The sequence below is a fragment of the Microcoleus sp. N9_B4 genome (assembly GCF_036701635.1).
Lineage (GTDB): Bacteria > Cyanobacteriota > Cyanobacteriia > Cyanobacteriales > Microcoleaceae > Microcoleus.
In genome coordinates this window covers 149125-163150 of record NZ_JAUBRC010000002.1, presented here as the reverse complement: position 1 = coordinate 163150, position 14026 = coordinate 149125, and the positions used below count along the sequence as shown (strand labels likewise).

General features: G+C 45.8%; 16 protein-coding genes. 10 read left to right on the top strand and 6 right to left on the bottom strand.

Annotated features, from left to right (window positions below; genetic code table 11):
* Positions 1-44: 44 nt before the first annotated feature.
* A complete protein-coding gene (locus tag QUA43_RS01950; RefSeq protein ID WP_333349442.1) occupies positions 45-389 on the bottom strand; it encodes an STAS domain-containing protein in 345 nt (114 codons plus the stop codon).
* A gap of 347 nt (positions 390-736) precedes the next feature.
* Between QUA43_RS01950 and QUA43_RS01945 the strand changes: the two genes are divergently transcribed.
* The 6 genes from QUA43_RS01945 (at position 737) to QUA43_RS01920 (ending at position 4535) form a co-directional block, all read left to right on the top strand.
* Positions 737-1360 (top strand): DedA family protein, encoded by a 624-nt coding sequence (locus QUA43_RS01945; RefSeq protein ID WP_333179291.1) that lies wholly within the window; start codon positions 737-739, stop codon positions 1358-1360.
* 195 nt (positions 1361-1555) lie between these two features.
* Positions 1556-2290: a hypothetical protein gene (locus tag QUA43_RS01940; protein ID WP_333370559.1), complete on the top strand. Its 735-nt coding sequence runs from the start codon at positions 1556-1558 to the stop codon at positions 2288-2290.
* A 174-nt stretch (positions 2291-2464) separates the two neighbouring features.
* The gene (locus QUA43_RS01935) at positions 2465-3079 is read left to right on the top strand and encodes a Uma2 family endonuclease (RefSeq protein ID WP_333370557.1); all 615 of its coding nucleotides are present in this window, start codon (positions 2465-2467) and stop codon (positions 3077-3079) included.
* A gap of 74 nt (positions 3080-3153) precedes the next feature.
* Entirely contained in the window at positions 3154-3726 is a 573-nt protein-coding gene (locus tag QUA43_RS01930; protein ID WP_333370555.1) for a Uma2 family endonuclease, read from the top strand.
* A gap of 214 nt (positions 3727-3940) precedes the next feature.
* Entirely contained in the window at positions 3941-4141 is a 201-nt protein-coding gene (locus QUA43_RS01925; protein ID WP_333370553.1) for a hypothetical protein, read from the top strand.
* On the top strand, positions 4125-4535 hold the full coding sequence (locus QUA43_RS01920) for a hypothetical protein (protein ID WP_333370551.1): 411 nt from the start codon (positions 4125-4127) through the stop codon (positions 4533-4535). The genes QUA43_RS01925 and QUA43_RS01920 overlap by 17 nt, the downstream gene beginning before the upstream one ends.
* Positions 4536-4643: 108 nt before the next feature.
* Here the strand turns inward: QUA43_RS01920 and QUA43_RS01915 are convergent, their stop codons facing one another.
* On the bottom strand, positions 4644-4817 hold the full coding sequence (locus tag QUA43_RS01915; protein WP_333370549.1) for a hypothetical protein: 174 nt from the start codon (positions 4815-4817) through the stop codon (positions 4644-4646).
* A 56-nt stretch (positions 4818-4873) separates the two neighbouring features.
* Positions 4874-5065 carry a hypothetical protein gene (locus QUA43_RS01910; protein ID WP_333211369.1) on the bottom strand — a complete coding sequence of 64 codons (192 nt, stop codon included), beginning with the start codon at positions 5063-5065 and terminating at the stop codon, positions 4874-4876.
* A gap of 213 nt (positions 5066-5278) precedes the next feature.
* Between QUA43_RS01910 and QUA43_RS01905 the strand changes: the two genes are divergently transcribed.
* Positions 5279-6112, top strand: a complete 834-nt coding sequence (locus tag QUA43_RS01905) for a pentapeptide repeat-containing protein (RefSeq protein ID WP_333370547.1) — start codon at positions 5279-5281, stop codon at positions 6110-6112.
* A gap of 422 nt (positions 6113-6534) precedes the next feature.
* On the opposite strand, the gene purM is transcribed toward QUA43_RS01905, so the two are convergent.
* A complete protein-coding gene (gene purM / locus QUA43_RS01900) occupies positions 6535-7563 on the bottom strand; it encodes a phosphoribosylformylglycinamidine cyclo-ligase (protein ID WP_333370545.1) in 1029 nt (342 codons plus the stop codon).
* Positions 7564-8058: 495 nt separating this feature from the next.
* Here purM and QUA43_RS01895 point away from each other — a divergent pair, with 495 nt between their 5' ends.
* From QUA43_RS01895 to QUA43_RS01885, 3 genes are all read left to right on the top strand, one after another.
* Positions 8059-9135 (top strand): septal ring lytic transglycosylase RlpA family protein, encoded by a 1077-nt coding sequence (locus tag QUA43_RS01895; protein ID WP_333370544.1) that lies wholly within the window; start codon positions 8059-8061, stop codon positions 9133-9135.
* A gap of 195 nt (positions 9136-9330) precedes the next feature.
* Positions 9331-10947: a bifunctional pantoate--beta-alanine ligase/(d)CMP kinase gene (locus QUA43_RS01890; RefSeq protein WP_333370542.1), complete on the top strand. Its 1617-nt coding sequence runs from the start codon at positions 9331-9333 to the stop codon at positions 10945-10947.
* Between the two features lie 496 nt (positions 10948-11443).
* Complete coding sequence (locus tag QUA43_RS01885; RefSeq protein ID WP_333370540.1) at positions 11444-12379, top strand: polysaccharide deacetylase family protein; 936 nt, start codon at positions 11444-11446, stop codon at positions 12377-12379.
* Between the two features lie 20 nt (positions 12380-12399).
* Here the strand turns inward: QUA43_RS01885 and QUA43_RS01880 are convergent, their stop codons facing one another.
* Positions 12400-12627 (bottom strand): Uma2 family endonuclease, encoded by a 228-nt coding sequence (locus QUA43_RS01880; protein WP_333370538.1) that lies wholly within the window; start codon positions 12625-12627, stop codon positions 12400-12402.
* A gap of 39 nt (positions 12628-12666) precedes the next feature.
* Positions 12667-13734 carry an FAD-dependent oxidoreductase gene (locus QUA43_RS01875; RefSeq protein ID WP_333370536.1) on the bottom strand — a complete coding sequence of 356 codons (1068 nt, stop codon included), beginning with the start codon at positions 13732-13734 and terminating at the stop codon, positions 12667-12669.
* Positions 13735-14026 lie beyond the last annotated feature (292 nt).

Genomic DNA, 14026 nt, shown 5'->3' with positions numbered 1-14026 from the left:
AGCCTCTTGCAAACTTGAGATTTAAACTCGGGATCTCATTTGAATCAAGCAACTAAAGCCGGAGTTTCACGGGAGATAATTTGGTCGAAACTGTCGAAAATTTCAAAGAGTTGATCGAGTTGAGTAATTTCAAAAATTAGCTTGACTGTGGCTGAGAGGTTGCAGATGACGAGGCGGCATCCCCGGTGGCGGGCGGCGTTGAGTCCGCCGACTAAGGCGCAGATCCCGGAACTGTCGATGAAATCTACGGCGGCCATGTCTATTACCCAGAGTTTGTGGCGATCGGGCACAATCTCGGCTAGCTGTTGCTGGAGGAGGCTGCCGGCTTGGGAGTCGAGGCAGTTGTGAGGTTGAAGGACGATGGGTTGGTTGAAGTTGGGAAATTCCATAGCAGTTATCCTACGATCGTAAAGTATGAATAAGTTAGTTTAGTTGCTGACTCTGTTGAGAGACTCAGGGGATTTCAGCTAAGGTTTTAGGATGGGCGATCGGGCTAGGGAATCGGTGGGGAGAGCCGTTGTGATAAATTTAGTAGGAAAACTGGCTGGCGATCGCGCGGAACGCAACCGCAACAATTCTCTATTCATCTATTATGCCTGAAAGGCTAATTTTTAGTTGGGCCAGCGATCGCGACAAGAGTGTGTTTTTCATCACAGCGAAAGATTGCACTATTGGCTGAATCGAGCCAATATATAAATGTATTGAGCTTTGCAAAAGTTTACGAAGGCAGTATCGAATGTCTTTTGAGTTTTTATCGTTAGAGACTATTCAGCAGTTTGCGCGTGATTACGGCTACTGGGCAGTATTTCTGGGAATTTTGCTGGAAAATCTGGGAGTTCCTCTTCCAGGCGAGACAATTACGATTGCTGGCGGGTTTTTAGCTGGCAGTGGGGAACTGAATTACTGGTTTGTGCTCGGCAGTGCGATCGCGGGTGCTACTTTGGGCGGGAATTTTGGTTATGCGATCGGCAGGTACGGCGGCTGGCCACTGCTGCTGAAGCTGGGACAATTTTTCCGCTTTCGAGAAGAACAACTGTTTGACTTAAAAGAACAGTTTAGCAAAAATGCAGCTAAAGCCGTATTTTTGGGCCGTTTCATCGCATTGCTGCGAATTTTTGCTAGCCCCTTAGCGGGTATTGCAGAAATGCCTTTTTGGAAATTTTCGCTGTTCAATGTTCTGGGTGCTGCAAGCTGGGCATCTGTAATGGTGAGTTTATCGTACTTCTTGGGACAAGTTGTGTCTTTAGAGAAATTGGTAGCTTGGGCTGCTCAATTTGCGGTATTTGCTTTGCTGTTAGCAGTTGCTTGGATTGCAATTCCTATTTGGTTGGAGTCGCGGAGTTTGGACAAGACTAAGTAGGGTTGCCATCCGTTACCCAAAAAACTCAATATTCTTGTGGAACGGGCATCTTGCCCGTTCTTTATAATAGTTGAACATACGAGCTTAAACTTACATTTTGTGCCAAGATTAGCAACGGGCTAGAAGCCCGTTCCACACACAATAAACTTTGTTGTATAAAAAAACGAAACCATACATTTATAATAGATAGAAATCATGGGATACACTACAATATTTGACGGAACATTTCATTTGAATAAACGGTTGTTAGACAGCGAAGCTATTTACTTATTAGAGTTTTCTCAAACTCGACGGATGAAGCGAAATCCGGCGATTTTGCAAAGTATTCCCGATCCGGCGAGAACAGCAGTGGGTTTGCCTGTGGGCGAAGAAGGCTGCTATTTTGTGAATGAAAAATGGGATGAAGACTCCGAAGTTTCTGTTGTTAATTACAACCGCCCGCCGAAGACTCAGCCCGGATTGTGGTGTAAGTGGATTCCTACGGCTGACGGCGGGGGGATTCAGTGGAGCGGCGCGGAAAAGTTTTATGATTATGTCGAATGGTTGCAATATCTGATCGACAATTTTCTTAAACCTTGGGGTTATGTTTTAAATGGCGAAGTGAATTGGCAGGGGGAAAGGGAAGAAGATATAGGAATGATTTTAGTTGCCAGCAATCTCATTATTTTGCCAGAAGGTGCTGAGGAATTGTTGAGGTATGCAGTGTCGCCGGTATCGGTGCCAAATTTTGTTTGGGATTGTTTCAAGACAATGGAAGCGACGGGATTTTCTTTGAGAGATTGGAAGGAGATAATTGATAAAGCTGTGGAGTTGGGACACGGGGAAGCAGCGCTGTGGATTAAGCCTAATTTTGACAAATATTTTGATGGTATGGAGCGTGGTTTTGAGTTTGAAGGAGAGGTAATTGATACGAAAGATTTGAGATTGTGAGCAGTAGTTTCGATTTGTGGATGATATTGCCATAAGATGACTATGGCGGCTCAGAAACCGGGTTTTTTACGAAATACTTCGTTGTAGGACGCAGATTCGGGAAAAAACCCGGTTTCTTTGGTCGGAGCGGGTAAGTCCTATATAATTGTAAGTACGATCGTCCGAGGATGTACTATGACAACATCAACAGAAATCCGCGAAGCAATCGAGAAAGCACAGCCTTATTACTCTCCATTGGAGTATTTTGAACTAGAAGAGGCAGCAGAGTACAAAAGTGAATATCATAGCGGTAAAATATTACCAATGGTGCTTGATTCCGCCAATCACAACCTGATAGTAGGTAATTTGATTGCTCCTTTGAACTTCGCTTTGAAAAAACAGAGAGATTATCATTTATTTGCTTTAGGTTTGCGTTTGTGGATACCGCAGAAGCAAGTTTGTACTTATCCTGATGTGATGTTGGTGGCGGGGAAGTTGGAGTTTGTTTCAGGTAGGAAAGATACGATTACTAATACGGTGATGGTGGCTGAGGTTTTATCGGAATCGACGGCGGATTATGACAGGGGTGGCAAGTTTAAACTTTTTCGTTCTATTCCTAGTTTTCGAGAGTATGTTTTGATCGATCAATACGAGATGCACGTTGAACAGTTTGTGAAGACGGATGATAATAAGTGGGTTTTGTCTGAGTATGATGGTGCTGATGCGGTGTTGAGATTGAGTTGTGTGGAGTTTGAGATGGTGTTGGGAGATATTTACGATCGTGTGGATTTTGAGTCGGAGTCTGATTAGCAGCCATAAACAACATGATTAAGTAAAATCGAATTAAGCGAGTAAATTCCATCGTGAAAATCGAGGAAAACCTCATGATTACCAGCAAAAGTTATCCGGAAGTTTCAGTTAAAGACTATTTAGAAGGTGAACTGGTAAGTCTCATCAAGCACGAATACAGGAACGGACAAATCTATGCAATGGCAGGGGCCAGTAATCCCCACGTTTTGATTTGTCTAAATTTGGCAACTTTGCTGAGAAATCATCTGCGCGCGAGTGGCTGCCTGGTTTTTATGGCTGATACCAAAGTAAGACTGGAGACGATTAATACTTTTTATTATCCCGATATAGCTGTATCTTGCGATGAACGAGATACTACTTCGGTTGCCGATTTTATCTGCTATCCTTCGCTAATTGTGGAAGTCCTATCTCCAACAACTGAGGCGTTTGACAGAGGAGATAAATTTGCGGATTATCGATCGCTCTCAACTATACAAGAATATGTATTAATCGGTCAACAGCGGATGAATGTAGATTGCTACCGTCGCGATGTGGAAGGGCGTTGGGTTTTTTCTTCCTACGGTGAGGGGGAATCTCTGGAGTTGGCTAGTATCAATTTTCAGTGTCTAATCTCTGCTTTGTATGAGGATGTTCCTGGATTCAGTTAAATCGCACTTCACAAGCCTGTTCCCCATCCGTCAAAGAGTGCTGTGAACAAATGAGAGGAGAGGAAGTGCGATCGTAATTATTTGGCGTGTTTGCTGAAAGGCGCTCGCTCCTTTTTGTTTCACTAATTTAATTTTCTTTAATACTAGACAGTTGCGATCGTCTAAAGAAAAGGCGGTATAATTAGGCTGTGGCGTTCAATTCCAGGGTGGTAAAATGTCCGAAACTGACCCGTCCGAGAAAAAGCGATTTACAAAACCGGCAACCGATCCAGATAAATGCGCGGAAATGGCTAAAAAATACGGCTGGGATTATCAGAGATTTATTCCTAATAACGACCCGGTTTTGAAGGTAGACTGCGAGTTTGTAGGAGAAGAAATTTACTTTCAGGAGTTGTGGTATGACCACCAAGATTAACTCGCTTAAAAGCAAGCCAACACTGAAGATTTACCGCACTGACGGTGCTCAGACTGGATGGGAAAAAAGACTCGATGCAATAGGTTCTGGTACTTACTTGCTGCACGAAGAGATGGACTATTCCAGAAACAGAACTATACCCAAAATTGGCGATCGCTTGGGAGAGTCTAAACGTTTCCCAGACGGAGAAATTTACCACCGCCAAAGCAATTGGTTGATCGTAAAAGTACAGTGCTATCCTGCTGTTGGCGAAGACTGCGACTGGGATGAAATCATCCTTTGCTACTGCCAGTTTGAGCCAATAGAGTCTAAGTGGGAGAGAGTCGCTACTTTGGAGGAAATTGTAGCGGAACAAGTAGCTAAAGATACGGGTTTGGAGGTAGTTAATGGTTGAGCGATCGCACTAGCGATCGCAATTATCTTTATTGTTAAAATTTTTCACTATGGAATACAGAATTCCCAATCAAATAATTGGGAATTCTAACATAATCAATCAATGATTTTACCGATCTTTACTGTTTTCTCTTTCTAAAAATTCCACCCCTTTTTCAAAATTAGTAGCAGTGTTAGCTGCAGCTAATCCATCAATAATGTGCTTGCCTTTCTTTCCAACTACTGCTCCTGCTATAGCAGAGAGGACTATAGTAGCGGTAACAGGGTCAATTATCGCGAGCATAAAACCTCCATAGTGCGATTGAGCTAGAAGTATTTAACGTAACCCAAAGACTAAAGCTAGGACTGCTTGGGAGGTTGCTGACCTGCTAATCCGCAAGTACCTCCAATAATCGCACCTGTTGCAGCTCCTTTTAAAGCTCCTTTAAGAGGAGCTTTAGTGTCTTTTGCCGCGCCACTTACACCACCAGCTATAGCTCCAACAACAGAGCCAATAACCATGAGACTAATTGGGTCAACTATAGCAATCATGGAACTTTCCTCGTTTAAGTTATTAACACCATAACGAATCTATATGAGCTTTGACAGTGAGAAAAGCAATAAAAAAGTAATAAAAAAGTAATAAAAAAGTAATATTTTGGACTAATTGCAGTAAAATCTATATCTGACGATGGATTTCATCTATAAGGGTGTCGCTAAGTGTTACGCCAACATTAACGTTTCATTGTTGAGGGAGTTTAACAAATGACAGTTGAGGAAGCAATAACACTTGTAGAAAGTGTACTAGACTACCAAAGTCTCAATAAAGTTCAAGAGCTAGTGTTTCGGCAATCATGGGATGGACTGTCTTATATAGAAATTGCTAAAAGCGCAGGCTATGACTCTGATTATATCAAAGATGCTGGTGCTAAGCTGTGGAAGCAACTCTCTGAAGCCTTTGGAGAGAAAGTCAAAAAAGATAATATTCAGTCAGTCTTAAAACGATACACGCGACGACACAAAGTGAATTTACAGCGAAATTTGACCATCGAAGTTAACCTCAGCGGTGCAAATCTAAGTGGTGCGAACTTAAATGGAGCTAGAGTAGTTGCTAACTTCATTGAAACAGATTTGTCTCAAGCTGACTACAAAGGAGCGATCGCACCGGATGACAACACAGCATCATCTGAAGAATTCACAGATATTGAAGATGAACAAAATCAGGAAACTCAGGCTGGCTCTGAAAACGAAATTAACTGGAATGGTTTTCGCCTTCACTCCGACGCACAAGTGAAAATTGCCGAAATACTCGATCGCACTTCCACTCTCTTCATCCCCAACTCCCAACTGCGACTGACAACACCCGCCGGCAGACAAAACCAACAAGCTGACTTTCTGATCTTCCACCAAAACAAGCTAGGGATACTGAAAATTGACAGTGGATCATCCCATCCAAACGCAACAGAAGATGAAATGTGCCAGCTTTTCATAGATTCTGGCATCAGTCTTGTCAAACATTACGATGCTACCCGATGCAGCGAACAACCGGATCTAGTTGTGCAGGAATTTTTGGAAATTTTGAGTCACGTACAAGCCTAATAAGGTGTTTTTTATTTAAACTGTGATACAAACATTACCTTGATTTTTGATATTTTCTCACTTCAACAATTAACAATCCTTCATTTCAGAGTCGATGTAATAAATAGTATAGATATTCAATTAATTTAAACATTCGGCGGAATTTTTTACACTAATTCACGGAATTAATTTTGAATTATACCATATTTAAAAGCACAATAGCTTATTTCAATTGCATTTAAAATTGTAGCAACGAGTTATCTCTTGTGAATTCCTTTTTCTCTTTCTTCCTCTGCGTCCTCTGCGTCCTCTGCGGTTACTTTCAAAATTATAAATTTAACCGCAGATATACACAGATGAATGCAGATTGAGATTGTCTGTTAACGCATAAAACAAAGCGAAGGAATCTTCAGCCCCTGCGATTGCTTCTTACTAATTACCCCTTACCCGTTATCCATGATTAATTCTCCTTTCCCCTCAATCACTTCCCCGATCGCGAACGCACCAATTCCCTGAGACTCAAACCATTTAACAGCCTGTTCTACTTCCCTGGAATCAAGCAACAGCACAAAGCCAATCCCCATATTAAAAGTATTGAACATATCGGCTGTGGCAACTTGGCCCGCTTCAGCAATCCACTGGAAAATTGGCAAATTTGGCCAGCTATTGCTGTCAATTCTGACAGATTGATTAACTCCCAAACAGCGGGGCAAATTTTCCGGCAAACCGCCGCCCGTAATGTGAGCCATGCCGTGAATTTCTAGACCGCTCTTAATTGCTTCGAGGACTGGTTTAACATAAATTTTAGTCGGAGTTAGCAGCACTTCTCCTAAAGTTTTGCCACCTAACTTTTCGGGTTGGGAATTCCAATCAAAACCTAAATCGCCCGCAATTTTTCTCACCAAACTAAAACCGTTGCTGTGCACGCCCGAACTGGCCAGCCCCACAGCCACATCTCCCACCTGCACCCGCGAACCGTCCAACAATTTGCTCTTTTCGACAATTCCCACACAAAACCCCGCCAAATCGTACTCACCCGCTTGGTAAAAACCGGGCATTTCTGCCGTTTCCCCTCCGAGTAAAGCACAGCCCGCTTGCTTGCAACCGTCAGCAATCCCGGCCACCACCGCAGCTAATTGTTCGGGATTTAACTTTCCCGTGGCTAAATAATCGAGAAAAAAGAGGGGTTCGGCCCCGGATGTCAGCACGTCGTTGACGCACATCGCCACCAAGTCGATACCTACCGTGTCGTGCCGATCGAGATTGTGGGCCAATTTCAACTTAGTCCCAACGCCGTCAGTACCCGAAACCATAATCGGCTCTTTTAAACCCTCCGGAACGCTGAAAAACCCGCTAAACCCGCCGAATCCGCCCAAAACTCCCGATCGGTGCGTGCTCTTGACCATACTCCCGATGCGCGAGACAAAAGCTCTGCCCGCCTCAACATCCACACCTGCTTCTCGATAATCCATAAGTCCGCCAAATCGATTTCTTCTAATTTTTAGTTTATTCCCATAACAGTTGACAAACAGCTTTTTTAAGACTAGCCATTCCGTAGCCCACAAAATATACTAAATTTTTGTAAATTTTTGTAAATTTTTCCGTAATGACTGAAACGGCTGTAAGCACTGGAACTAAAGGATTTTATGATAGAGGGTTTTGAGAAAATTTGATGAAGATTTGGTGAAAATTGCGATCGCAGCGATCCCCAACCACAAAAGTTTGTGGTAGTCTGTTGCAGTTCGTGAACAAAACACAAATTGCGGATCGAGTACGAGTTGTCAAGTGTCAGGGAAGTTTCCGCCAATTTTTTTTGGGGCGGAAGCATTAAAGCAAAAACGCACCCGGATACTTTGCTTTGACTCACGGGGGAATGGCGAAGGGCAAGAGAGAAATCCTTGACGCCCGCCGCCAAATGGCCAATCCTCCAATCTCGGTTGGCAATGGCTATTCACAAAAATGGACGTATGAAGGAAAAATTTGTTGGTGGTCTACTCGCTGTCCTGTTAGTTCCTATGGTAGGAACGGCATCCTCTTGTCACGCACAAGCAACAGGTGCCGACAACCAAAACTCTCAGGTTTCCGAGCAAGTAATTGCCACCCAACCGTCCCGGCAGTTAAACGCTACTCGGGTCGAAGCGCAAAAAGTCGGACAGTATCAGTATCAAGCAAGAGCTGAAATTGCCCGAGACTCGATCGCCAAAATTCAGCCCCACGACTTAGGCGGGCGACAAGCAGCGACAGTCTACGTGCGAAACATTCCAGTCATCACCTTTCTGAACGCGAATCCGGAAACAAACACGCCTTTGGGAGAAACGGGCAACAACCAAGCCGGTGCTAGCAGTCCGTCAAAAGTAGCGGGCGCCAGAGAAAATCCCAAAGTCGGAAACATTGCCAGCAACTCTAGCAATCAAGAACCTGATCCAGTTTGGCGGGCATCAAGCTTAGCAGCAAGACTCAATCAGCTAGCCCGCAACAACATCGATCCCAACAGCATTACCGTCAAGTGGGAAAAAGGCGATCGCTACATTATCCAGGCAAACGGCGAGGACTTGGTAAACATCAACGCCGAAACCATCCTCCCCGACACCACCAGCGACTTTAGCCGAGACGCCCTGCAAGCAACCAATCGCCTCCGCCGACTTCTGGGCAACGCCCCACCCCTGGAAGAAGTCGCAGGCCAACCCCAACCAGAACCCCCCGTGCTGTCTCTGGGCCCAGTTCAAGTGCGCCTCAGCGGCTGGGCTTCCTGGTACGGCCCAGGATTTAACGGCAACCTCAGCGCCAGCGGCGAGCGTTTCAACCAAAATGATATGACCGCAGCCCACCCAAATTTGCCTTTTGGAACGAGAGTCATGGTGAGAAATCTCGACAACGGCCGCACCGTAGTCGTCCGCATTAATGACCGCGGCCCCTATGTGGGCGATCGGCTCATTGACTTGTCCGCCGGCGCCGCCAACGTACTAGGAATGATCAGCAGTGGCGTTGCCAGAGTGGAAATCGAAGTGATCGAACCGCCACAGCAAACAACTGGTGGACGCTGAAGGCCACTCTCAGGCAGAATACAAAAGTTATCCGAAGTGTAGAAGGCAGAAAGTAGAATAAAACTGACATCTTGCACCATTCTTTGTGGAAGAAGCCCGAAAGCCTGTTCTTGAGGATGGTGCAAGATGTCAAGTCGAACCAATTCTGACAAATAAACTCTGCATTCTGCCGAATGCCTTCAGGAGATTCTACCGGTGCGCCTGTTTACTACCATTGCAGCACTTCGCTGCTACTTAAATTTACAAAAGTCTGCTGCACCTCATTTGACAGTCGGTTTGGTGCCGACGATGGGAGCTTTGCACGCAGGGCATCTGAGCTTGATCCAGCGGGCAAGGCAAGAAAATGCGATCGCCCTGGTCAGCATTTTTGTCAATCCGCTGCAATTTGGGCCCACAGAAGATTTTCAAGATTATCCTCGGAATTTCGAGCAAGATCGGCTGTTGTGCGAACAAGCTGGGGTTGATGCCATATTCGCTCCCTCAGCAACGGAAATGTTCGGCCATCAAGCAGTCGATTCCCTACGGGATAGCTTCGCTTCACCCACAGAAACAGAGCAAACCCCCCAAAAACAGATAGAGATTCACCTTTCATCCTTAACTCAAGTAGTGCCACCACCGGCGATGACATCGGTTTTGTGCGGCAAAGCAAGGCCCGGTCATTTTCAAGGCGTCGCGGCAATTGTGACTAAACTTTTGAGTTTGGTGCAGCCGACAAAAGCTTATTTCGGTCAAAAAGACGCCCAGCAGCTAGCAATTATTCGGAAGCTGGTCTTGGATTTTAACTTGCCTGTAGAGATTGTCGCTTGTCCGATCGTCCGCGAAGAGTCGGGACTGGCAATGAGTTCTCGCAATCAGTATTTAACAGTAGAGCAAAAACAGCAAGCCTCCGTACTCTACCGCGCCCTGCAACAAGCCTCGGAAACTTTTTATTCAGGGGACCGCACCGCAGCAGCCACACTCGCTGCCGCCCAAGCAGCAGTCGCAGAAGAACCCGCAGTAAAGCTCGAATACGCCGAACTCGTCGATCCCGACACTTTGATGCCCTTGCAGGTTGTGGAAACAGCGGGACTTTTAGCCGTGGCCGCCAGAGTTGGCTCTACTCGCTTGATTGACAATATAATTCTCAGGAATCGCCGGCCCATTGTGGCGATCGACGGCCCGGCGGGAGCTGGCAAATCTACCGTAACTCGCCTTGCCGCAACTGCTTTGAACTTATTTTATCTGGATACCGGTGCGATGTATCGGGCGCTGACTTGGCTGGCATTGAAAACAGACACGCCAATTTCCGACGAATGTGCGATCGCCGAATTAATCAGTGCCAGTTATTTGGAATACAACCTTGATCCCGCATCAAAGATGTTGAAGATTAACGGCGAAGACGTAACCGAGGCAATTCGCAGTTTGGAAGTGACATCCCGCGTGTCGGAAATGGCGGCGCTTCCCACCGTGCGGCAGTTTCTGGTGGAGGAACAGCGGCGCTGCGGCACAAAAGGCGGAATTATAGCAGAAGGCCGCGATATCGGCACTAACGTGTTTCCCGATGCGGAACTAAAGATTTTTTTGACGGCTTCGGTACAAGAGCGATCGCGCAGGCGGCTGTTAGAACTTAAAGATACCGATCGGGCTAATATTAGCTTGGCCCAATTGGAACAAGACATCGCCCTGCGGGACGAAAAAGACAGCACCCGCGAGGTTGCACCTTTGCGTAAAGCGGCCGATGCTGTTGAAATTCAAACAGACAATCTGACTGTTGCTGAAGTTATCGATCGGATTGTCGGCTTGTACAACGAGAGAATCGGTAGTAAAAGTTAATTTTACGACCCTGGGCGCGCGCGATCGCCCTCATATCAAATGCAGTTAACCTCACATCTTGCACTATTCTCAAGAACAGGCATCTTGCCTGTTCCACAAAGACTAGATTTTCTTGTGGAACAGGCATCTTGCCTGTTCCTAAACAGCTTATTGACAATAGTGCAACATCTCAGGTTAAACCAACTTGCAGTGTCGGTAGAGACGCGGGCCGATGCGGGCTGAGTCCCTCACACTCACAATATCGTGCCATGAATCCGATTTGAGCGCCGTCACCCTGGCGAGGCAAAAAGTTCAACCACCCCCCGTCTGCATGGGTTAGGGGATGCCTGGCGCACAAATCTTAAATTTTTTTATCCGGACGGACTTCCCCACGATCGGTTATTTCCAGTAGCATTTTTACGGACTGTCCAATTTAAGATTATCCTCTTAAGTGGATTAACTTGATATCAACATAAAATCTCAAATTAACTGTACAACGTGTGAAGGAGAGAATGACGTGAAAAAATTGAAACTGCTGTGGAGGCGGCGAAAAACTTTAATCGTTGCTTTTATGGCCGCCATAGGAAGTTTTTTGCTGGGTGTGACATGGCCGATTAACTTGCGGGCCAGTCAGCCATTGCAACCGATTCAGGCGCAAGTCTTGGCCGTATCCCAGTCGCAAGAACAACCGCCGATGTCCAATATTAATAAGTTCTCCGAGGCGATCGCCCATCGAGTTGACTTTTCCCAAAATGCTCTAGCCCAATTGCAGGCAATCCGATTTCAATCAGCCGTACCCTCGCAGTTTCAAGGTACAACCATTCGTCACGCGAAACTCGACTCCCAGCACAAGGCGATCGCCCTGACATTTGACGACGGCCCCTGGCCGAAAACAACTACACAAATCCTAGATATTCTCAAGGAAAACAATATTAAAGCTACATTCTTCTGGGTAGGAAGATACCTGAAAAATTCTCCCGAAATTGGCAAACAAGTCGCTGCTGCAGGTCACGCGATCGGTAACCACACTTGGAACCATGAATACCTTCAGTATAACGAAGACGGTGCGGCTCGCGAGATCGATCGCACTTCATCCTTAATTGAGGACTTGACCGGCATCCAAACATCAATGTTCCGCCCGCCAGGAGGCATTTTAAACAATGGATTGGCAGCTTATGCTCAAAAGAAAAATTATGCAGTTGTGATGTGGTCTGCTGATTCTTTTGATTGGCGTACCCTTACGGAATCTTTGATAGACAATGTGATGAGGCAGGCCAATTCCGGTGGCATTGTGCTGATGCACGACGGCGGCGGCAATCGAGCAAGAACTGTAAAAGCGTTGCCTGATATTATTGCTAAACTGAGAAAGGAAGGGTACATTTTCGTAACAGTTCCCGAGTTATTGCAGATGCAAGAACAAGAGTCAAAACAGCAGCAAACAGCACAAAAATAAAAATTTGGAAAAGTGGGATTCTACACCATTTTTCCATTTTTTTGTAAGTCGTTAGATGGATTTTTCATAACTATATCGCGCAGGTGAAGGTTAATCGCAGTTATAAAATTAATACAGAGACGGCTGTGGTCATCGCTACCTCCCGCCATCGCGTACACCAAACCGCGCCGATATTCATGCCGGACGGTATTATCACGTTCAAAGGCAAGATAATCTTCGGGGCTAAACCCAGACGGGATGGCAATCATAGCGTTAGAGGCCAAATCGATACATTCATTTTAGCCATATTACCAATTTAGGCTGGAATCTAACGGCAAATTTTGCAACTGAGAATTAACCCAAATAGCCGCCGCCAAACCCGATCGCAAAGCACCATCTATTTGACCTTCCCCGCACAAATCCCCCGCACAAACCAAGGGCAAAGTCCCCTCCGCAGCCAAACAAGAAACAGGTAAAGGATTTCGACAAAAAGCATAGCGCCAGCGGTGAACCTGCAACCATTCCGGCTGTTTGAGCCAAGGAATTAAATATTCAGAAGTGCGATCGAGCAATTCTTGACCGACTGTTGGCAAATCAACAGATTCTAGATAGCGATCGGCAAAATTTGCGCTGCTGTGAACCACAAACACCGGTTGCTGCGACTCCAGCCGCTTGCTGCTATCTAAACCAACCCAAGCTAAATCAGAATTATCGGGAAAAGAAACAGATTTCCACTGCGGATTTAGATTACTTAAATCTTGCTGTTTTGTCGCAGAATAGCCAGCCATAACCGTAATGCAAGGGTCGTACTCCACAGAGCGCAATTTGTCAAGAAAATCAGGTTTAAAACCAATTTCCGAATTCAAAAACATTAAAGCTTGAGGAGCAGGAATTGCTACCACCACAGCCTTAGCAATCAATTCTTGAGGCGCCTGTAAATTGTCATCAGTAACTTCTAGGGAAAGACGCCACATTTGGTTATCTGTAGTAGAAATAGCTTGTACGCGGCGGCCAAACCAAATCTCTAAATCCTCAGCCAGATACTTACCGATAGCATTCATACCCGCAGGTGCGACATAACAAGAACTAGGAATAGCAGAAAGTTTTCCCTGTCTGAATTCCCAGACAGTATCAGTCCAGAGTTTGAGGATGTGGCGATCGACCAAACCCTCAATTAACCCCTGCACCGCATCCCCCTGCGGTTCCAGATACCGCGCCCCGTGATCGGCCCTAGTACCTTGTACGCGACGGGTAGCCACACGTCCCCCCGCGCCACGAGATTTCTCAACAACCGCCACAGAATAACCAGCTTGACGCAACCGTTGAGCGCAACTCAGCCCCGCCATACCCGCACCAATCACCGCAACATCGAACATAATTAGTCAGTAGTCATTAGTCAGTGGTCAGTAGTCAGTCGTCAGTTGTCAGTTGTCATTAATAAGTAGTCAACAGTCAACACTCAACAGTCAGTAGTTATCAGTTTAAAGCTGCGGGGGAAGTTTCTGTGCAGTGTTTCAGTTTGTGGCCAAACCCTGAGAGCCGTAGCACGGGCTGCAAGCCCAACGCCATCGCCCTGCACCAAGTAGTAGAATAAAGGACAGCACAAATCCATGATTAAGACCAGATCAAAAAATGCCACTGTAGGTAAATCCTAAATCCTAATGGTTG